Here is a 20,511-nt window from a genome sequence, read left to right on the forward strand (position 1 = left end):
AAACCCATGACAGACAAAGCTTTGGTAATCTTCACACCCTCCGGCAAACGAGGCCATTTCGAGGTCGGAATCCCGATTCTCACGGCGGCACGCCAATTGGGTGTAGATCTAGACTCCGTTTGCGGCGGACGCGGCATTTGCTCGAAATGTCAGGTGTCTCCCGGCTTTGGCAGCTTTTCCAAACACGGGGTTGAAGTTGCCGAAAACGCCGTATCAGAATGGAATGCGGTCGAACAACGCTACAAAGAAAAGCGTGGACTGAAAGACGGGCGCCGCCTGGGCTGTCAGGCAACTGTTCAGGGCGACCTTGTGGTTGACGTGCCACCCGAAAGCCAGGTCCACAAACAGGTTGTGCGCAAAGCCGCCTCAGCCCGCGATATCACCATGGATCCGGCCACACGACTTTACTACGTCGAAGTGCGCGAACCCGACATGCACGAGCCCTCCGGCGATCTCCAACGCCTTGGCGAAGCCTTGAAGCGTGACTGGCAGGTCGAGAGGATCGACGCGCCCCTGCCCGTCCTACGCAAGCTGCAACCGACGCTGCGCGCGGGCAAATGGACAGCCACTGTCGCGCTCCACAAAGACCACGTCGACGACACGCATCGTATTATCGACATCTGGCCCGGCTTTTTCGATGGTCGCCTCTACGGCCTTGCCATCGACCTCGGCTCAACCACCATCGCCGCCCATCTGTGCGATCTCAGGAACGGACAGGTGCTGACCTCAGCCGGCATCATGAACCCGCAAATCCGCTTCGGCGAAGACCTGATGAGCCGCGTCAGCTACGTGATGATGAACCCTGGCGGCGATGTCGAAATGACCAAAGTTGTGCGCGACGCCATGGGCGATCTCGCCCGCAATCTCGCCACCGAAGCCGACATCCCCCTTGACCATATCGTCGAGGCGACCATCGTCTGTAACCCCGTGATGCACCATCTCTTACTTGGCATCGACCCTGTCGAACTTGGTCAGGCCCCCTTCGCGCTTGCCACAAGCGACGCCCTTCGCTGTGCAGCCGCCGACATTGGACTTGAGGCGATCAACCCGGCTGCGCGCGCCTATCTTTTGCCCTGCATCGCAGGCCACGTCGGCGCCGATTGCGCGGCTGTCGCCTTGTCGGAAGAACCGTATAAATCTGACGATCTTGTACTGATCTGCGATGTGGGCACCAACGCCGAAATCCTGCTTGGCACCAAAGACCGTGTCCTCGCCTGTTCATCGCCTACTGGGCCCGCCTTTGAGGGCGCACAAATCTCGTCTGGCCAACGCGCGGCCCCCGGCGCTATCGAGAGGGTCGAAATTGACCCCGTCACCAAAGAGCCCCGATTTCGCGTCATTGGCTCTGAAATCTGGTCCAATGAGGATGGCTTTAGCGAAGTAGTGGCAAGCACCGGCGTCACCGGTATCTGCGGCTCAGGCATCATCGAAGCGGTCGCCGAAATGCGCATGGCGGGCCTTGTTGACCCTTCGGGCCTCATCGGCTCGGCCTCCCAAACCGGCTCAATCCGCTTGGTCCCCGAAGGCCGCACCCATGCCTATGTCATCTACGACGGCACCGCAGACAATGGCCCGCTTATCAGCGTAACCCAGGGCGACATTCGCGCCATTCAACTTGCGAAATCAGCGCTTTACGCAGGCGCGCGCCTTTTGATGGACGAACTGGAAACCGACACCGTCGACCGCATTGTCCTAGCCGGAGCCTTCGGCGCGCATATCTCGCCAAAGCACGCGATGGTCCTTGGCATGATCCCCGACTGCACGCTTGAAAACGTTATGTCTGCAGGCAACGCCGCAGGCACCGGCGCGCGCATCGCCCTGTGCGATATCTCGGCCCGCGCCCGGATCGAAGAAGAAGTCCACCGCATTCAAAAAGTTGAAACCGCTATCGAACCGAAGTTTCAGGAACACTTCGTCGCCGCCAACGCCATTCCTCACGCCACAGCGCCGTTTCCGGAATTGTTTTCTATCCTCAGCCTCCCGGTCGTCTCTTTCAACACCAAGGGCGGTGAAGACGGTGGCCGCCGCCGCAGACGGCGCGGCTGAAAGCCCGCAACAGCGACACGCAAATGTACGGCGTATCCGCAAAACACACCACCGAACGCTCCGTCCAAACCTTGACCCACAGACACGATGCCCGTATTTTCAATGGCATGATGCGGGTGTAGCTCAATGGTAGAGCTTTTGCTTCCCAAGCAAGTGACGAGGGTTCGATTCCCTTCACCCGCTCCACCCTCGCCGGACGCGCCCATGCACGATCATCAGACACTGCTTACCTCATCTGACTTGACCGATTCCGGTCTTGACGGGTTCGCCTATGGCTACCGCGACCGCGTGCGGTTCTACGAGTTGGATGCGCTAAACCACGTCAACAATGTCGTGTTCCTGAAATGGTTCGAGACCATCCGCGTCTCCTACGCCATCTCCCGAGGCCTCACGACGTATTCGCACGGCGCCGACGATCCACAACTGGTCGTGCGACACCTTTCGGCGGACTATCTGACGCCGATGTATCAAAACGAAATCTACACCCTCGCCGCGCGCACCCGGACGATCAAACACTCCAGCATGATCATGGACTATGCGGTGGCCAGCAACGGTCAAATCCGCGGCACAGGCGATTGCGTGATTGTCAGTCTTGAACAAGACGGCCGCACCAGACGCGCGCATTTCCCGCACGCCGTCCGCGCTATGGTCGACCTCGACGGTTCCGAGCAGATCGACTAGCCGGCCAGCTCTGCAATATAGTCTAGCGCCGCACTTTGAAGCTCGCGAATATGCGGATCGTCAATGCCCATCGCTTCAAAATGCTCAATGATATTAGCAAGATACTCAAGACTTGAGCCGAAAAGTCCTGTCCCCGTCGCAAGATATCGGACCTGCTCGTCCCGCGTGATTTCCGAGCAGATAAGGTCAGCGTCATGGTCCGCCTGAAACGTCAGAACCTCCACCGTTTCATCCGACAACTCCGCCGGCACAAACACCGGAAGGTACCCCGGACCAATGCATTCCCGCCGCCAAAGGATCTCGGCTTCACCCTCGATATCACTGGCCGCAATCCGAAACGCAAGACCGTCGCAACCTGCCCCATGATCAAGCGCCGCCATCACACCCGGAGTCTCCTCAGTGCCCCGCCCTCCCAGTGTGTCCTTCAATATGAACTGGCGGGAATAGCCCGGCACAAAAGCCCGTCGAACATCCGTGAATTTCAACGCCGGGTCCCACATTAGCGATCCATAGGCGAACACCCAAAGATCCTCGTCTGGTCGTCCGGTAAACGCTGCAAGCCGGATCGCCTCTCGCTCGGCGTCAGAATAAAACCAGTCCGTTCGAATGCCCGCCTTGCTGAGCCAGGCAAGAGTGTCGGCCATGCTTTGCGTGCGGAACCCTGACTGAGACGCAGGTTTGATCAGATCGCGAAGTTCGGGGTGGCGGGCGAAAGGATCGTTCACAGTCGCGCACCCCTTGCAACCTCCACAAAGCGCGCAATGCTGTCCGCATCCACCGACCAGTCGCACACCAACCGCCCCAGAAGCAGCTCGTTCGGATCATCGCCCTGAAGCAACCCCTGCTCAATATAATAATACGCGCCTGCGTCGACCAACGCCTGATGTCGAAAACGCGGCATCCAGACGTAAATCATATTCGCACCGCGTGGAAACGCGAACTCAACATCGTCGATGTCCGACAGCCCCGCTTCCAGCGACACGGCCGACGCATTCGCCTTAGCTGCCAATTCAAGCCAAAGCCCATCCGTCAGATAGGCCTGCATCTGAGCCGCCAGATACCGCGCTTTGGAAAACACCAAGGCGCCCCGTTGCTGGCGCCGCCGGAACTCTAAGGCTTTGTCGGGATCAAAGATCACCGCCGCTTCAACTGCCATCGCCCCGTTCTTCGTCGCCCCGAACGAGACGGCGTCCACGCCCACTTTCCAAGACATCTCGGCCGCCGAACAGCCCAAGGCCGCCGCCGCATTGGCAAACCGCGCACCGTCCAAATGCAGGCTCAGGCCTTCGTTTCGGCACACTTTTGAGATCGCCGAAAGCTCCTCTAGACTGTAAAGCGTCCCCCGCTCGGTCACTTGCGTCAACGAAACTGGTCCACGAGCCGATTGTTTCAAATTTGACGGGTCAAAGCCCGAAATCGCAGCTTGAAGCTCGTCCGCATTAAACTTAGCTATATCCGCCCCAAGCGGCGTGATTTTCGCACCGTCCGTAAACGCCTCGGGGGCGTTGCATTCATCCACATGAATATGGGCAAATTGCGCGGAAAAGATCGTGTCCCAGGGTCGGGCCAGGCATCCAAGCAAAAGCGCGTTCGCAGCCGTTCCCGTCGGCACCAAAAACACTGCCGCGTTCGGCGCCTCGAACACCTCGCGAACTTTTTCCACTGCGGCAGCCGTCAGAGCATCGGTCCCATAAGACGGCACCGCGCCGTCATTGGCCCGCACCAAAGCCTCCATGATCTTCGGGTGAACCGGTCCGTTATTGTCAGACGCAAACTTCATAGCTCTTCCTCGATGATATGGTCTTCCCATTCCTCTTCCGGCACCTCAAATTCTGGCACCGTCCAGCCCTGAACCGAGATACCCGCATCATGAACACTTTGGGCCGTGCCGGAAATCAGCGGGTGCCAGTTGTACAAAGGTTTGCCCTCGTGCAGCAATCGATAGGCACAGGTCGATGGCATCCAATAGGCTATTTTGTCGATATTGCTCGGCTTCAGAACAACACAATCCGGCACGAATTGCTTACGGATGTCATATTGCGCGCAGCGGCATGTCTCCCCGTCCAACAGACGGCATGCCACCCGCGTAAAGGCAATTTCCTGGGTATCGGGGTCTTCCAACTTATTTAGACAACAGCGCCCGCACCCATCGCAAAGTGCTTCCCATTCCCGCTTGTTAAGGTTCTTTAACGGCACTCGTTCCCAGTATTGGTCGCGCAGGCCATCGCGGTTTATCGGATCGGACTCCGACATCAGCGGGCCAAAATCTCGCGCGCACGAGCGGAATCTGCGTCCATCTGCACGATCAGCGCCTCGAGGCTATCAAACTTTTCTTCTGGCCGAAGATACTCGACAAGGGCAACAGACATCTGACTTCCGTAAAGGTCACCCCTGAAATCAAACACATGCGTTTCGAGGTTTGGGATATTTTCGCCAAACATCGGCCGCACACCCAAGGACGCCACCCCATCATAACGGCCTGCGTTTTCGCCAGTCAGAACATCGATGCGGACCGCATAGACACCAAACTTCGGCGGATGCAGCCCGGTGATCGACATGTTTGCCGTCGGATAGCCAAGGTCACGCCCACGCTGATCGCCGCGTTCAACCACACCCTCAATCCGATGCTGGTGCCCCAACATCATTGCTGCATCACGGGGTTGCCCCTCGGCCAAAGCCTCACGAATGCGCGTCGACGACACCTCCAGACCGGCCGTTTCTACCAGCTTAGCAATCGTCACTCCAAACCCAAACCGGTCCCCAAAGGCCTTCAGATCATCAGCCGTCCCGGCCCGATTTCTCCCAAAGCGGAAGTCCTGCCCAACCGTGACATGGGCCAATCCCAAACGTTCGCCCAAAATATCGCGGGCGAAATCTTCCGGCGACAAGGCCATCAACGCAGCATTGAACGGCAATTCATAAAGATGAATGACACCAAGTTTCGCAAGGCGATGCGAGCGCGCTTCGGCGTTCATCAATCTGAACGGCGGTGCATCGGGTATCAGTATTTCGCGCGGATGCGGCTCAAAAGTGACCACGCCAAGGGGGGCGCCCGTGACCGAAGCCGCCTGCCGCAAAACGGCCTGATGCCCAAGATGGACACCGTCGAAATTACCGATGGCGACCGTGGCCCCACGGTCGGCTGGGTCGAGATAAGTTGTGTCGCGATGGATGCGCATAAAAGTCCCGTAGCGTCCCCGCGCGGGACCCGCAACCCTCAGTCGAATTTGGCAGACGGAGCAAGCACTGACGCCTGTCCCTTAAGGACCGGTTTGCCATCCACAAGACATCGTGTGTCCAGCGTCACGCGGCGCTTTGAATAGTCGATTTCAAGGACTTCGACTTCTGCCGTGACGATGTCGCCCGGCCTGACCGGTGCCAGAAACTTCAGCGATTGACCAAGGTAAACGGACCCGTGACCGGGAAGCTGCTCGCCGATGACGGCCGAAATAAGCCCCGCCGTCAGCATACCATGCGCGATCCGGCCCGCGAAAATCGTATCGGCCGCATAAGCATCGTCCAAATGCACTGGGTTCCGGTCAGTGGACACTTCGGCGAACAACTCGATATCGCGATCCGTCACCTCTTTCGTCAAGGTGCAGACCATGCCGATCTCAATATCTTCAATTACAATTGTGCCGCGGGGCTGGTTGTCAAACATACCAAATCCTTCTCGCAATTTTATATCTTAAAAATTGCCCTTTACGCAACTTAATTACAGAACGGGTTTGAAGGAGACAAGGATCATCTTGCTGCAAAGCAGCGTTCTTTGACTCAAAGACGCAAAAGTGTCGTCTCGACCGCTGGTCCGAGCCCGTCTTCAAGCGTGGTTTGAGATTGGGGTTCAGGTGTCAGAACAACGACCGCCGTCAGCCCCAGAATCAGGACTGCAAGTGTCCAGATCGGCAAGGCCCCCGCCTCGTCCCTAATAAATGGCAGCATGACGTTAACCATGATGTCTGATTGCGGCAAAAAAAAGGCAGGCGCCGCTTGGTTCAGGTGTTGCGGATGACTTTCGAGAAAGCATCAAAAATGGGCTCAGCCCCAGCGATCAGGGAGCCACTTTCATGCGGTGCCTGATCACCCTCAAGGCTTTCAACCAAAGCACCTGCTTCTTTGGCGATCAACACGCCAGCCGCTATATCCCAGGAGTGCAAGCCCCGCTCCCAATAGCCGTCGTATCGGCCCGCCGCCACATAGGCGAGATCCAAAGCAGCAGCCCCAAACCGACGCACGCCCGCAACCGAGGGCATGATGCGCGCCAGATCTTGAAGCGTCGCAGGCAGGTCCGGACGCCCCCCAAATGGAATGCCCGTCGCAAAGATACTTTCGATCATTTTCGAGCGCGCAGACACCCGAAGACGGGTCTCGTTCATCCAGGCGCCCTGGCCTTTTTCAGAAAAGAAAAGCTCGTCCTTTGACGGATCGTAAACAACAGCCGCAACGATCTCGCCCTTATGCTCAAGGGCAATCGAGACAGCCCAATGCGGCAAGCCGTGCAAGAAGTTCGTCGTCCCATCCAGCGGATCAACGATCCACCGCCGTGTCGGGTCTTTACCCTCGACAGGCTCGCTTTCTTCGCCGACCCAGCCATAATTCGGACGCGCGGTCGTCAGGTCTTCTCGGATGATTTCTTCGGCGCGGATGTCGGCACGACTGACAAAGTCCCCCGCCCCTTTGGTCGACACCTGAAGGTTCTCCACTTCGCGGAAATCCTTGCTCAGAGACCGGCCAGCCTTGCGGGCGGCAAGGGTCATGACGTTCAGATTTGCGCTGCCTTGCATCGAGAAAACCTTTGTGATGATCGACGCCATTTACGGAAGGCGGCGCGTGTGAGCAAGCCCTAAAACCCCAACGCTCCTGCCATGAAACCCATTTGCCATTGCGTCACATAGGCCGCGAATGGCGTGACCTTGGGCGCGTCGCGCGTTTACACTCTTCCCTGACGGGGATGGTTTTAACAGCACGGGAGCACAACGCGGAACAACTACTTGCACAACTCATCGGTGATGCCGCAGGCGGCATCGGTGGCGGCAAAGCCGTCAAGGGCACCGAGATAGGCAACCTCATCGCAGGCGCAGTCGGCGGCGGCCAACTTCTTGGCGGCCTTCTTGGATCGGGCGCCGCCGCAGCGCGCGGTCTCGATATCGCAAGCATGACCAGCAAGCTTGTCGGGGGCGGCGTTGCAGGCCTTGTCGTTCAGGTCGTGCTCGGCACAGTCATGAAGAAAATGCGCCGCTAACGCTTTCACGCGCTTTGTGGCTTAATCAGCCCAAGGCCCGTGAAAACCTTCGCCGTCGCGATCCAAACGCTTAAACCCGTGACGGCCGAAGAAGTCGCGCTGTGCTTGGATCAGATCGGTCGTCCCACGGGCGCGCCGCAACGTGTCAAAGAACGACAAAGACGCCGCCATCGCCGGGACCGATTGCCCCTCTGACATCGCCGACGTCACGACGCGACGCAGCGCGGGCACCGTCTCTTTCAGGCGATCTGAAAAAGCAGGCGCGAGGATAAGCTGACCATGTGGCAGTTCCTCGCGGATCGCCGAAGAAATATCATCCAACAAAGACGACCGGATGATACACCCTGCCCGCCAAATTTCAGCGATACGCGCCAGATCAAGCGACCAGTCAAACTCGTCCGAGGCCGCCGCCAAAAGTGCCATACCCTGCCCGTAAGTAATGATCCGCGCGGCAAGCAATGCCGCCTCCATATCCGCCTCTGATACGGACGCCACCCCCGGACCCAAGGGAAACGCGAACTCAGCGGCAGCCCGTGTCTCGCGCAGCGCCGACCAGGACCGGGCAGCAACCGCGCTTTCGATTGCCGTCGCCGATTGACCCATTTTCAACGCCTCAATCACAGTCCAACGCCCGGTGCCCTTTTGCCCTGCTTGATCAAGGATCACATCAACGATGGGTTTGTCGGTTTCACCGTCCTTCGTATTCAGAATTTCCGACGTTATCTCAATTAGATAGGACTGAAGCGCGCCTGCATTCCACTGCCCAAACAAGGCCGCCATCTGCGCCATGTCGCGCCCGTCTGCGCGCAACAGCCCATAGGCCTCAGCGATCAATTGCATGTCCGCGTATTCAATACCGTTGTGCACCGTTTTGACGAAATGCCCCGCCCCGTCAGATCCAAGGAAATCCGCGCAAGCGTCGCCCTCAAACTTCGCGGCTATTGCCTCGATGATGTCGCGGATCGACGCATATGCCTCAGGTGTTCCGCCGACCATAATCGAGGGGCCATACCGCGCGCCCTCTTCACCGCCAGAAACACCGACCCCTAAAAACCGCAATCTCGCAGCTTCGATCGCCTTCGCGCGCCGACGCGTATCATTGAAATTAGCATTGCCTGCATCGATGATCAGATCGCCCGCCTCCAGAAGAGGAACCAACGCCTCGATCACCGCATCGACCGGCCCCCCAGCGTTCACCATGATTAACACAGCACGCGGCGGCATTAACGATGCCACAAAATCCTCAAGGCTTTCTGAAGGCTCAAGCCGTTCGGCCAAAGCGCCGGCATCGTCCACGACTGCGCGCGTTTTGCCCGGCGAGCGGTTGTGCACCGCCACATCAAATCCATTGTCCGCGATATTAAGCGCAAGTGCTGCGCCCATCGTGCCCATGCCAGTCACGCCAATTCGTGCCATTCAATCCCCCTATCGCCTGTCCCGCCAAGCTAGGCATCAGCGCGCCAGACGCAAGTGTCACGCTGCCTTGGGGGCGATCACACCTAGAAGAGCTTCCACTAAAGCATCATCGCGATGACGCAGCGGCGCGTTCAACGTGTCGGCCATGGCCATCCGCAACAACAGTCCTAAAAGGGCTGTGTGAACCGCGACCGCAGCCCGGCGCGCCTCGACCAATCGGGCATACCGCCCGCCTTTCAGCAGACAATCGGCAAGCGCGTCGTGCATTTCAGTGGTTGCGGGATGCATCCGGCCAAGCGTCGTCACCATCGCCCCATCCCGTCCCGGACGCTGCCCGATCTGCGGCGTCACGTACATCATCCGAAACCGGTCCAGATCAGACATGTGATAGACCGCCAAAGCCTCGACCAAGCCACGGATCGCGGCATCCGGCGCCGCGTTGGCCTTGATCGCTGACTTGCCTGCCGTGGCTTCCGCTTCAAGCGCCGGTCGCACCAAAGCTTCAAGAAGTCGGGCCTTGTTCGGAAACCAGTAAATTACCGCCTGTTTCGACACTCCGACCCGGCGGGAAATCGCCTCAAAGGTCAGCTTGTCCGGCCCAAAATCGCGGACAATGGCGCGCGCCGCCTCCAAAATCAGGTCTGCCGTTTTGGAATTGCTTTTAGCCATCCCGCCCCACTCATACAAAACACCAAGGCCTAGGGTACGCCCCAACTTGTCGTCGGTAAAGGACGCAAGCATCTGGAAACAATTGGTTTCCTTTTGAGAAACTTAGACCTCGACGGCGCGCTGCATCTGCATCGGGACCTTGCGCGCCAGTTGCAACAGATGCGCCATATAGGGTTTCGTGGTCTCATCGCTGCGTATTGCCGCATAAAGTCGCTTGCTTAGACCGACTTTGGTGACGGGTCGCGTCACATAATCCGAATGGTAGCGCACCTCGCGCACTACCCAATCGGGCAGAACCGCTACGCCACGATTTGAAGCGACCAAAAGCAAGATAACGGCCGTCAATTCCACTTGCCGCACGCCGCGCGGCTCGACCTTGGCCGGGGTCAACAGCTCGGAAAACACATCCAAACGCGACCGCTCCACCGGATAGGTGATCAACACCTCATCGCGAAAATCCTCGGCCTCGACGTAAGGCTTGGCCGCCAGTGGATGCAACGCTGCCGCCACGAACACCGGTTCATAGTCAAACAGGGGCGTAAACGTCACATCCGCCAAAACCTCGGGGTCCGAAGACACTACTAGATCAACCTCTTCACGCGCCAATGCAGGCAAAGCATCAAACGCCAGCCCCGGACGAATATCCACGTCAACATCCGGCCAGGCTTTGCGGAACTCTTCCAGGACTGGAAACAGCCACTCAAAACAGGCATGGCACTCAATCGCGATATGCAACCGCCCCGATTTTCCGGACCGAAGATTGCGAAAATCATCCTCCATCGCCTCAACCTCGGGAAGAACCTTTTCCGCCAGTTTCAACAGCCTATGCCCCGCCGACGACAGTTTCAGCGGCTTGGAACGTCGCACGAACAACTCAAGTCCTGCCTGATCTTCAAGCCCCTTCACCTGATGGCTTAGCGCCGACTGCGTGATGTTCAAAAGGTCGGCCGCTCGCGCCAGACCACCCGCGCTGTGGATCGCGCGTATTGTGCGCAAATGGCGAAACTCGATATGCATACTTGAGCAGGCCTCATGAAGATTGTGAGAATTATGAGTTTGTTTCACATTTGGACTTATGAGACAAGATGCCAATAAGGAGTTGTCCCCCATGTCTCGTCCTACGATTTCATTTGAGTTTTTCCCGCCGCAATCACTCGAAGCCTCGTTCCGGCTTTGGGAAACGGTGAATACTCTGTCGCATCTCGATCCGTCCTTCGTCTCGGTTACCTACGGCGCGGGCGGCAACACACGCGCGCTGACCCACGAGGCCGTCGAAACACTTGGGCGTCACATGGGCCTCAACGTCGCGGCGCATCTCACTTGCGTTGACGCGACCCGCGCTGAAACCCTCGCCATCGCGGACCAATACGCCCGCGCAGGCGTCAACCGGATCGTCGCACTGCGTGGTGATCCCCCGAAGGGCGCGGGCAATTTCAAGGCACTTGCGGACGGCTTTGCTAATTCTGTGGAACTTGTGACGGCCCTTGCCGATACTGGAAATTTCGAGATCACAGTCGGCGCCTACCCCGACACCCATCCCGAAGCCGCGCATGACAACGCGGATATTGACTGGCTGAAGCGCAAGATTGACGCCGGGGCCTCAAACGCGATCACGCAATTCTTCTTTGAAGCCGAAGCCTTCCTGCGCTTTCGCGACCGTTGCACGGCCGCCGGTATCACCGCCGAGATCATACCCGGCATCCTGCCGATCGAAAACTGGCGCGGCACCCAACGCTTTGCAAAGTGCTGCGGCGCGCGCGTTCCAAACGAATTGTCCGCAATGTTCGAAACCGCAGAACGCGACGGGCGCACCGACCTTCTGGCCACAGCAATCTGCACCGAGCTTTGCTCGGACCTTCTTGATGAAGGCGCGAAGCACTTGCATTTCTATACGCTGAATAAACCCGGCCTCACTCGTGATGTGGTGCATGCCTTAGGCCTTGCTCCCGACGCGAGCCTCGCCAAAGTCGCGTAAAGCCGCGCTCTAGACATCCAGAACCGCATCGTCGGCAAACTCAACCGCGCGCGGCGACCGACCGGCCGCCGACGGATGCAACCGTTCGCTCGGGTCGCGCCCCACGACGCGCCTCTTGCGCGCCAGGAATATCTTGCCCCAGTTGCGCCAGGTCCCCACAGACGGAGCATCAGCGTTCATCTCGAACCACGTCCGCCAGCCTTCCGGCAACGGCAATGCGCAGCCTTCCAACCGCTCGACCATCCACACAAGCGGGATATTCGACAAAGGTCGCGCCGCCACAAATCCCGACAAATGCCCGCCCACATCGCTGTGACTGCCGCGAAACCAGACCTGCTGAATGGTCCCGTCCCAAACCGACCGTGTTTCCCATAACACCGGTTTAAATGCCTCACGGGTCTCATCCAAAGCCAACGCGTGAAACCCATGCTTAATTGAAAGCCCAAGCCGATGGTTGTGAAACGCGTGCTTCACCTCGCTCCAGCGCCACACAAATGGCGCACGAAACCCCAGCGACTTCACCGTATCAAAGACCGCGACCGCCTCGATCGGGGCCTCTGCGTGGCAAAACGCTGTTGTAAATTCCGCCACGATCTCGGGATCATGATTTTGCTGATAATGGCGATAGGCTTCGGTCACCATCCGCTCGGTCGCATTCTCTCGCCTCAATAGCCCGACCCGGTCAATCACGCCCGCCAAAGACCGCGCAGCGTAAGCCCCCCGCGAATAGCCCACCAAAAAGATCGTATCGCCGGGGCGATACCGCGACGCAAGCCAACCATAGGCGCGCCGGATCTGCCGGTTGATGCCGCGCCCCTCGATCACATTCAACGTCGCAGACCAATCGGTCCACTGCACACCCGCCTCGTAAAACAGGCTCACCGGCCTCTCCCCAACTTCGTCTTCCAGAAGCTTGTAAATCAGCCCGACGTTCGTCTCGCTGCCCTCGTCAAGCATCGACATCGTGCCATCAAGCAGGATCACATGGGTCGCCGCCTCGCGCACGATCTGTGGCGAGGACCGCTCGGTCCGGCGGAAAAAGCCTAATAGGCCTTTCAGGCGCTCGCCCAAAGCCATCAGAACCCTGACCCCGTCGGGCCGCAATTAAGAAACGTCATCTCCATGGGAAATGACCTAAGCCTCAAGCCTCGGATTTTCCATGAAATTCGCTGTGAAGTTTGTTGCGGTACCGATTAGGCAAGACAATCCGTAGTCACGACCTCGATGGCGCCGTAACCATTAAAGCGCGTGACCGTCGCCGTGGAATAAGCACCAAGCCCGTGCCAGACCAACCAATCACCCTCGGCCAGATCGCCCGGAAGCGGCACAGTGCCCGGCAACCGGTCCAGCGAGTCGCAGGTTGGACCGAACACAATATGCTCGACCGGCGCTGCCTTACGAATGCACCCCGAGGCAACCGGTTCGATGCGGTCAATGTTGCCAAGGATCGGCAATTCCGCCAGCCCGCCGTAAATTCCGTCGTTCAAAAACACCGCCCCGTCTTCGCGGATTGCTTTGACGCGGGTCGCAAGACTAAAGGATTCCGCCACCATCGCGCGCCCCGGCTCACACACCAGCGTCGGCACATCCGCGCCAAACGCGCGCAGGGTGGCAGTTTCGATCGCGGCAAAGATTGCCTCAAGGTCAGGAGCCCCGCCCGTGCGGTGCGCCGCATATCCGCCGCCCACGTTCAGACGCACAAGCTTAACGCCCGCCCGCTGTGCAACTTCCGCACAAATATCGATATAGGCCCGCCAAGCTGCAGGATCAGCGCATTGCGTGCCCGGATGAAACGTCATCGACGCGGTAAAGCCAGCCTCGGCAACCGCCTTCAAAAGCGCGACTGCCAACTCTGGGTCCGCGCCAAACTTCGCGCCGAAATCATAGATCGCGCCCTTCACCGGCAGGCGCAAGCGCACCGACACTTCGGCCGACAACGGCACGCCGCCGCGAACCAATTTTCCAAGTTCACCCAGCGAGTCGACCGAATACGACGCCACACCATGCCCGATGGAAGCGGCAACCTCTGCCTCTGACCGCACCGGGTTGTTGTAGTGAAGCACCGCGCTCGGCATCAGCTGTTTCACCCGCGCCATCTCAAACGGCGACGCCACATCGAACGCCTCCACACCGGCAGCCATCAGATTTTGAAGCACTTCCTCGGCATCATTCGCCTTGACCGCATAGGTCACAAGCCCGGGAAAACCCGACAAAAATCGCCTGGCTGTCGCCTGCAAAATCGACGGCGCAAAATACAGCACCGGATGGTCCGGACGCTGGGATAAAAGATGCCGGGACGGGGCGGAGTAAAGGGTGGCAACCAGAGACATCAGCGTTCCTTCTGCAATGCCAAAAGTGGTAAAGTTACACAGTTTTACCGATTCAAACTGACGAAAGATATTGTATATTCGACGATTTAGATGCTATTATGTTACAAATCGCCGAAGCAGGACTGCATATGGACGAAATTGATGACACTTTGATCGAACTTCTGGTCGAGAATGCCCGCATGCCCGTGGCAAACTTGGCCACAAAAATGAACCTTGCGCGCTCCACCGTTCAGGCGCGGCTCGAGCGCCTTGAGCAAAGGGGCATCATCACCGGCTACACCGTGCGCCTTGGCGACATAATGCGGTCCGAGCGGCTGCGTGCCACCGTGCTTTTGCAGATCGACCCGATGAAGCTTCCCGCCGTCTTGTCAAAACTCAAAGCCCTTCCCGAGGTCCGCGCCGCCCACACGGCATCGGGCCGCTTTGACCTCATCGTAACGCTCTCGGCACAGACCACAGAAGTCCTCGACAGCGCGCTTGACGCCATCGGCACCGTCAACGGCGTACGTACCTCGGAATCGCTGATCCACCTCACGACCAGGATCGACCGCCGCGCATTCTGAAACACCTCATATCGCCCCCCCGCCGATCACGCCTTTTCCTCACGCGACGGCCACGCTAAAAGCCACGCGCCAGCAATGAAGAAAGCGGACCCCATGCCGATGCACAAGACATTCGATGCTCAAGAAGCCGAAGCCCGCCTTTACGAGGCTTGGGAAACCGCAGGCGCGTTCAAAGCCGGGGCCAACGCGCACGATGGGGCCGAGACCTTTTCGATCATGATCCCGCCCCCGAACGTCACCGGCGTTCTGCACATGGGCCACGCCTTCAACAACACGCTGCAAGACATTCTGACCCGCTGGCACCGGATGCAGGGACACGACACGCTCTGGCAGCCCGGCCAGGACCACGCAGGCATCGCCACACAGATGGTTGTCGAACGCCAGTTGGGCGAAGACGGCAAACGCCGCACCGACTTCACGCGTGAAGAGTTCACCGCCAAAATCTGGGATTGGAAACAGAAATCCGGTGGCACGATCATCGAACAGCTAAAGCGCCTCGGTGCCTCCTGCGACTGGTCCCGCAACGCCTTTACTATGTCCGGTGCACCTGGCGCTCCTGCGGGCGAAGAAGGCAATTTCCACGATGCCGTCATCAAAGTCTTTGTTAAGATGTTTGAAGACGGGTTGATCTATCGGGGCAAGCGCCTCGTCAATTGGGACCCGCATTTTGAAACCGCTATTTCCGATCTCGAAGTCGAAAATATCGAGGTCGACGGCCACATGTGGCACTTCAAATACCCTCTCGCTGATGGGGCGACCTACGAATACGTCGAGAAAGACGAGAATGGAAATGTCACCCTGCGCGAGGTCCGCGACTACATCTCCATCGCCACCACGCGCCCCGAAACCATGCTCGGCGACGGCGCGGTCGCGGTTCACCCTTTAGATGAACGCTACGCCTCAATCATCGGTAAATTATGTGAAATCCCGATTGGACCGAAAGAACACCGCCGCCTGATCCCGATCATCACCGACGAATACCCTGACCCTGACTTCGGCTCGGGCGCAGTCAAAATCACCGGCGCGCACGACTTCAACGACTATCAGGTTGCCAAGCGAGGCAGCATTCCTATGTATCGCCTGATGGACACGAAGGGGGCGATGCGCAACGACGGCGCGCCCTACGCCGAAATGTCCGCCACCGCGATGTCCGTCGCCATAGGCGAGCGCACTCTGTCCGAAGCCGAAGCCGACACCATTAACCTAATCCCCGACGATCTCCGTGGCCTCGACCGGTTCGAGGCGCGCGAGAAAGTCATTGCACAGATCACCGAAGAGGGGCTTGCAGTCACCTATCTCCACAAGGAAATCGACCCAGAAACCAACTCCGAAGACCTGAGCCGCCGTCCGCTTGTTGACGCCAAGAAAATCATGCAGCCCTTCGGAGACCGCTCCAAAGTGGTCATCGAGCCCATGCTCACCGACCAATGGTTCGTCGACACCGACAAGATTGTTGGCCCCGCGCTGGAAGCTGTCCGCGACGGCACGACCGAAATCCTCCCCGAGCAGCACAAGAAGGTCTACTTCAACTGGCTGGAAAACATTGAGCCTTGGTGCATCTCGCGCCAGCTATGGTGGGGGCATCAGATTCCGGTTTGGTATGGTTTTGACCTCAGTGGCGCAGGCTTCAAGGACGATGAAGGCGACGGTGCACTCGACGAAGTTGAACTGAGACGTCTATTGTCCGACCAGTCGCTGCTCAAAGGCGACGAACACCACCACGCTGCCGCCAGTTTCGACGACGTTACAACACGCTTCGGAGATGTCCTTTCAACGCTACCGACACCGCTCCACCGCGCTCGTGTCGTCGAGGTCGAAGACCGTAGCGCCGCAGTAAAAGCAATTGCCGCAAGTCTCGCCGACTACAACATCAGCCAAGACCCAACGCATCTCGTCTACCCGGTCTACCGCGACCCTGACGTCTTGGACACATGGTTCTCCTCCGGCCTCTGGCCCATCGGCACCCTAGGGTGGCCCGAACAAACCGAAGCGCTCGACAAATACTTCCCCACTTCCGTCCTCGTCACCGGCTTTGACATCATTTTCTTCTGGGTCGCCCGGATGATGATGATGCAATACGCCGTCGTGGGTGAGCGGCCCTTCGACACCGTCTACGTCCACGCGCTTGTGCGCGACGAGAAGGGAAAGAAGATGTCGAAATCTCTTGGAAACGTCCTAGATCCCCTTGAACTCATTAACGAATACGGTGCTGATGCCGTTCGCTTTACGGTCACCTCAATGGCCGCAATGGGCCGCGACCTGAAACTCAGCACTCAACGCATCGCAGGCTACCGGAACTTCGGAACCAAGCTTTGGAACGCCTCGCGTTTCGCCGAAATGAACGGCGTCTTCGGCGCGCCTCGCTGGCAACCGGGCGAGCCCCTGAACGCCACCGCCAACAAGTGGATCATTGGTGAAGTTGCAAAGACACGCGAGGCCGTCGACGAGGCCCTTGCCGCCTTCCGCTTCAACGACGCCGCCAACACGCTCTACGCCTTCACCTACACCTATTGCGACTGGTATCTGGAGTTCTCCAAGCCACTGTTTGACACCGACGACGCCGACGAGACACGTGAAGTCATGGCCTGGGCGCTCGATCAGATGCTGACGCTTCTGCACCCGATCATGCCTTTCATCACCGAAGAAATCTGGGGCCTCTCTGCCAGCCGCTCCAAAATGCTGATCCACGCCGACTGGCCCACATACGGCAGCGAACTCGTCGACGACGCGGCCGTCTCCGAAATGCGCTGGGTCCGCGATGTGATCGAAAAAGTCCGTCGCATCCGTGGCGAAATGAACGTACCGAAATCGCTCAAAGCCCCGCTCCTGCAACTGGCCTGCGACGACACGGGCAAAGCGGCCTGGGCGCGCAATGAAGTCATCATCTTGCGCGACCGCGAAGCAGGCATCGAAAGCCTGACCCCCGCCGACACCGCCCCGAAAGGCGCGGCCACCATCGCCGTAGACGGCGCAACATTCGCACTCCCGCTCGAGGGCCTGATCGACGTGGCGGCGGAAAAATCCCGCCTCGAAAGGTCGCTGCAGAAACTCGCAAAAGAACTCGGAGGCATGCGTGGCCGCCTCAACAACCCGAAATTCCTCGAAAGCGCGCCAGACGAGGTCATCGCCGAGACGAAGGAAAACCTCGCAGCGCGACAAGAGGAAGAAACGCGCCTGAAAACAGCGCTGGATCGCCTCGCCGAGGTCAGCTAAACGGCTTCTTTGGGTCAATAAATTCCAGGCCGCGTGGGGGGTGCAGCCTCCCCAACCCAAGGCGGCGCCCCAAATGCGCGGAGCTATACGCTACCTTACGATCCGATCGATTGCTCGCGTCACGCCGAGTGATTTGTCGCAAACCAAAGTTAGCACTTGCCGCCCCGCAGGCTTGGTTGCCACCACCGGCACAAACCGCGCCCCGGCTGCTGCGGCCGCCGTCACCGTGAATGTTCTTCGGCTCATCATCGTCAAAAGCCCCCTTTAGTTGCGAGCAGCTCTCAACCAAGTGTCTTCCGCCGAAAATTCAATCCCTTGCGCCTGCCCCCTATCAGTGGTCATCGTATCTCATGACAAAACCACCCCTGACACCGCTGGCTGAAAGCCTCCCCGCCTCCGTCCCCTTCGTCGGCCCCGAAGCCACCGAGCGCAAAATGGGCAAACCGTTCGAGGCCCGCCTTGGCGCCAACGAAAGCGTTTTCGGACCTTCGCCCAAAGCCATCGCGGCGATGGAAGAGGGTGCCAGCAACATCTGGATGTACGCCGACCCCGAAAGCCACGAGCTGCGCCGCGCCATCGCCCGCCACCTAAAAGTGGCCGCCGATGAGGTCGTCGTCGGCGAAGGCATCGACACGCTTTTGGGCTATCTCGTGCGCCTCTACGTCACCGAAGGCACAAACGTTGTCACCTCGGACGGCGCCTATCCGACCTTCAACTACCACGTCACAGGCTATGGCGGCACACTAACCAAAGTACCGTTCAAAGACGACATGGAAGACCCAGAGGCCCTGCTGAAAGCCGCCTCGGAAACCGACGCCCGGCTTATCTACATCTCCAACCCCGACAACCCGATGGGCACCAACCATGAATATGGCGTCATCGACGACATGATCGCAGATCTCGCGCCCGAATGCCTCCTCGTCATTGACGAGGCTTACGTTGAGTTTGTCGAAGACGACAGCGTGCCCGAGATTGACACCACCAACCCCAATGTCGTGCGTTTTCGCACGTTTTCAAAAGGGTACGGGATGGCAGGCGCACGCGTCGGCTATGCTTTCGGGCACCGCGATATCATTCAGGCCTTCGAGAAAGTACGCAATCACTTCGGCCTGAACCGCGCCGCACAAGCCGGCGCGCTGGCCGCACTTCAGGATCAGAAGTACCTTCAAAGCATCGTCACAAAGGTTGTCGAGGCCCGGACTCGCATCGTAGAGATCGCCGAAGCCAACGGCCTCACGCCTATCCCGTCGGCGGCAAACTTCGTCGCCCTCGACTGTGGGAAAGATGCAGACTTCGCAAGGGCCGTGCTCGAAGAACTCGGGGCCCGAGGCATCTTTGTGCGCAAACCCTTCGCAGACCCCGGCGACCGCTGCATCCGCGTCACATGCGGTCGCCCGCAAGACCTCGATCTCTTCGAAATCGCCCTCCCAGAAGCACTGGAAGCGGCAAAATCCCGCTAAACCAAATCACTCGCGCGATTTTGTGGCGCTCGTTACTGGCTTCTTTAGCGTTTGCTGGTACTATTTTTGCCATGAGCGACGAACGCCAAGCATATCCTGACACGGTGCAGAACTATACGAACGCATTTCTCGCCTCCTTCGGCGTGATCGTCTTTTTGATTCTATTTGCGATCTGGGCGGTCTGGGGACTTATCGTGGCTGGCCTTCTAAGCGCGCTCGCTGACCGCCTGATAACCGCAGATTTCCGTAGTAGATCAGACGGTTAGGCAGCACCCGCCACGACACCCGCTGCAGCTTCAACCCCGCCCTTGGAGTGTTCGATCCCAACAGCCGTCAACCCGGCCTCGATCGTCGCCAGCGCCCCCAGCACCATTTGCGCATTCACATGGCCCATGTGCCCGACCCGAAAGAAATGATGCCACTCCGGCGCCTCCACAGGCGCCATTCCAAGCCCGATCCCAAGCGTCAGCCCGGCGCGCGTTTCAACCCAGTTGCGCAATTCGGTGCTTTTCGCCGACCCAACCCGAACCGACGTCACCGCGTGGCTTCGATTGGCGCGCTCTGCCACATTCAGCTCCATCGGTCCTGCCTCGCCCCAGCGCTCAAAGGCCGCCCAGACCGTGCTCGCCAAAACCGAGTGTCGGCGCAAAACGTTGTCCAATCCCTCTTCGGCAATCATATCAAGGGCGGCGCGCAGCCCATACAGATGGTGCGTCGGCGCTGTGCCACAGAAATATAGGTAAAATGCGTCCGGATCGACGCGCGGGCGCCAGTCCCAATAGGGCGTCACGCAATTGGCCACATCGCGCGCACGGTCCGCTTTATTGTTAAAAAATACGAAGCCCATGCCCGGCGGCGTCATCAGACCCTTCTGACAGCCCGCCACCATTACATCGACGCCCCATGCGTCCATCTC

22 protein-coding genes and 1 tRNA gene are annotated in these 20,511 nt (G+C 58.8%); 10 read left to right on the top strand and 13 right to left on the bottom strand.

Annotated elements, in window-relative coordinates:
* Positions 1-6 precede the first annotated feature (6 nt).
* From Q1B15_RS05765 to Q1B15_RS05775, 3 genes are all read left to right on the top strand, one after another.
* Positions 7-2,046 (top strand): ASKHA domain-containing protein, encoded by a 2,040-nt coding sequence (locus Q1B15_RS05765; protein ID WP_299751511.1) that lies wholly within the window; start codon positions 7-9, stop codon positions 2,044-2,046.
* 112 nt (positions 2,047-2,158) lie between these two features.
* A tRNA-Gly gene (locus Q1B15_RS05770) sits at positions 2,159-2,232 on the top strand.
* Between the two features lie 18 nt (positions 2,233-2,250).
* The gene (locus Q1B15_RS05775) at positions 2,251-2,727 is read left to right on the top strand and encodes an acyl-CoA thioesterase (RefSeq protein WP_299751458.1); all 477 of its coding nucleotides are present in this window, start codon (positions 2,251-2,253) and stop codon (positions 2,725-2,727) included.
* Here Q1B15_RS05775 and Q1B15_RS05780 read toward each other — a convergent pair.
* The 7 genes from Q1B15_RS05780 to Q1B15_RS05810 all read right to left on the bottom strand — a co-directional run bounded on the left by Q1B15_RS05780 (position 2,724) and on the right by Q1B15_RS05810 (position 7,511).
* On the bottom strand, positions 2,724-3,452 hold the full coding sequence (locus tag Q1B15_RS05780) for a gamma-glutamylcyclotransferase (protein WP_299751461.1): 729 nt from the start codon (positions 3,450-3,452) through the stop codon (positions 2,724-2,726). The two genes, Q1B15_RS05775 and Q1B15_RS05780, sit on opposite strands and share 4 nt — an antisense overlap.
* A complete protein-coding gene (locus tag Q1B15_RS05785) occupies positions 3,449-4,507 on the bottom strand; it encodes a beta-eliminating lyase-related protein (protein ID WP_299751464.1) in 1,059 nt (352 codons plus the stop codon). Before Q1B15_RS05785 ends, Q1B15_RS05780 begins: the two co-directional genes overlap by 4 nt.
* Positions 4,504-4,980, bottom strand: a complete 477-nt coding sequence (locus Q1B15_RS05790; RefSeq protein WP_299751467.1) for a YcgN family cysteine cluster protein — start codon at positions 4,978-4,980, stop codon at positions 4,504-4,506. The genes Q1B15_RS05785 and Q1B15_RS05790 overlap by 4 nt, the downstream gene beginning before the upstream one ends.
* Complete coding sequence (locus Q1B15_RS05795) at positions 4,980-5,906, bottom strand: bifunctional riboflavin kinase/FAD synthetase (RefSeq protein WP_299751469.1); 927 nt, start codon at positions 5,904-5,906, stop codon at positions 4,980-4,982. The genes Q1B15_RS05790 and Q1B15_RS05795 overlap by 1 nt, the downstream gene beginning before the upstream one ends.
* A gap of 38 nt (positions 5,907-5,944) precedes the next feature.
* Complete coding sequence (locus Q1B15_RS05800; RefSeq protein WP_299751472.1) at positions 5,945-6,388, bottom strand: MaoC family dehydratase; 444 nt, start codon at positions 6,386-6,388, stop codon at positions 5,945-5,947.
* Between the two features lie 113 nt (positions 6,389-6,501).
* A complete protein-coding gene (locus Q1B15_RS05805; RefSeq protein WP_299751475.1) occupies positions 6,502-6,669 on the bottom strand; it encodes a hypothetical protein in 168 nt (55 codons plus the stop codon).
* 53 nt (positions 6,670-6,722) lie between these two features.
* On the bottom strand, positions 6,723-7,511 hold the full coding sequence (locus Q1B15_RS05810) for an inositol monophosphatase family protein (RefSeq protein ID WP_299751514.1): 789 nt from the start codon (positions 7,509-7,511) through the stop codon (positions 6,723-6,725).
* Positions 7,512-7,603: 92 nt separating this feature from the next.
* On the opposite strand from Q1B15_RS05810, the gene Q1B15_RS05815 reads away from it, so the two are divergent.
* A complete protein-coding gene (locus Q1B15_RS05815) occupies positions 7,604-7,969 on the top strand; it encodes a hypothetical protein (RefSeq protein ID WP_299751478.1) in 366 nt (121 codons plus the stop codon).
* 21 nt (positions 7,970-7,990) lie between these two features.
* On the opposite strand, the gene gndA is transcribed toward Q1B15_RS05815, so the two are convergent.
* Genes gndA through Q1B15_RS05830 form a run of 3 tightly spaced genes read right to left on the bottom strand, consistent with a single transcriptional unit; the run spans position 7,991 to position 11,071 of the window.
* Positions 7,991-9,385, bottom strand: a complete 1,395-nt coding sequence (gene gndA, locus Q1B15_RS05820) for an NADP-dependent phosphogluconate dehydrogenase (protein ID WP_299751481.1) — start codon at positions 9,383-9,385, stop codon at positions 7,991-7,993.
* A gap of 57 nt (positions 9,386-9,442) precedes the next feature.
* Positions 9,443-10,126, bottom strand: coding sequence for a TetR/AcrR family transcriptional regulator (locus tag Q1B15_RS05825; protein ID WP_299751484.1), 684 nt, complete (start codon positions 10,124-10,126; stop codon positions 9,443-9,445).
* A 30-nt stretch (positions 10,127-10,156) separates the two neighbouring features.
* Entirely contained in the window at positions 10,157-11,071 is a 915-nt protein-coding gene (locus tag Q1B15_RS05830) for a LysR substrate-binding domain-containing protein (protein WP_299751487.1), read from the bottom strand.
* A 91-nt stretch (positions 11,072-11,162) separates the two neighbouring features.
* On the opposite strand from Q1B15_RS05830, the gene metF reads away from it, so the two are divergent.
* The gene (metF, locus tag Q1B15_RS05835; RefSeq protein WP_299751490.1) at positions 11,163-12,029 is read left to right on the top strand and encodes a methylenetetrahydrofolate reductase [NAD(P)H]; all 867 of its coding nucleotides are present in this window, start codon (positions 11,163-11,165) and stop codon (positions 12,027-12,029) included.
* A gap of 9 nt (positions 12,030-12,038) precedes the next feature.
* Here the strand turns inward: metF and Q1B15_RS05840 are convergent, their stop codons facing one another.
* Together Q1B15_RS05840 and Q1B15_RS05845 are read right to left on the bottom strand one after the other, a co-directional pair.
* Positions 12,039-13,106 carry a DUF2235 domain-containing protein gene (locus Q1B15_RS05840; RefSeq protein ID WP_299751517.1) on the bottom strand — a complete coding sequence of 356 codons (1,068 nt, stop codon included), beginning with the start codon at positions 13,104-13,106 and terminating at the stop codon, positions 12,039-12,041.
* Between the two features lie 116 nt (positions 13,107-13,222).
* Positions 13,223-14,359: a type III PLP-dependent enzyme gene (locus Q1B15_RS05845; RefSeq protein ID WP_299751493.1), complete on the bottom strand. Its 1,137-nt coding sequence runs from the start codon at positions 14,357-14,359 to the stop codon at positions 13,223-13,225.
* Positions 14,360-14,487: 128 nt separating this feature from the next.
* Here Q1B15_RS05845 and Q1B15_RS05850 point away from each other — a divergent pair, with 128 nt between their 5' ends.
* The 5 genes from Q1B15_RS05850 (at position 14,488) to Q1B15_RS05870 (ending at position 19,861) form a co-directional block, all read left to right on the top strand.
* Positions 14,488-14,922 carry an AsnC family transcriptional regulator gene (locus Q1B15_RS05850; protein WP_299751496.1) on the top strand — a complete coding sequence of 145 codons (435 nt, stop codon included), beginning with the start codon at positions 14,488-14,490 and terminating at the stop codon, positions 14,920-14,922.
* 93 nt (positions 14,923-15,015) lie between these two features.
* Complete coding sequence (locus tag Q1B15_RS05855) at positions 15,016-18,135, top strand: valine--tRNA ligase (protein WP_299751520.1); 3,120 nt, start codon at positions 15,016-15,018, stop codon at positions 18,133-18,135.
* Between the two features lie 73 nt (positions 18,136-18,208).
* Entirely contained in the window at positions 18,209-18,403 is a 195-nt protein-coding gene (locus Q1B15_RS05860) for a hypothetical protein (protein ID WP_299751499.1), read from the top strand.
* An 82-nt stretch (positions 18,404-18,485) separates the two neighbouring features.
* A complete protein-coding gene (locus tag Q1B15_RS05865) occupies positions 18,486-19,595 on the top strand; it encodes a pyridoxal phosphate-dependent aminotransferase (RefSeq protein ID WP_299751502.1) in 1,110 nt (369 codons plus the stop codon).
* Between the two features lie 71 nt (positions 19,596-19,666).
* Entirely contained in the window at positions 19,667-19,861 is a 195-nt protein-coding gene (locus tag Q1B15_RS05870; RefSeq protein WP_299751505.1) for a hypothetical protein, read from the top strand.
* On the opposite strand, the gene Q1B15_RS05875 is transcribed toward Q1B15_RS05870, so the two are convergent.
* Positions 19,858-20,511, bottom strand: a 654-nt coding sequence (locus Q1B15_RS05875; RefSeq protein WP_299751508.1) for an aminotransferase class V-fold PLP-dependent enzyme, incomplete at its 5' end; no start/stop codon positions are given. The genes Q1B15_RS05870 and Q1B15_RS05875 overlap by 4 nt on opposite strands.

It is taken from the genome of uncultured Boseongicola sp. (assembly GCF_937988555.1).
In the GTDB taxonomy this organism is placed as follows: Bacteria; Pseudomonadota; Alphaproteobacteria; order Rhodobacterales; family Rhodobacteraceae; genus Boseongicola.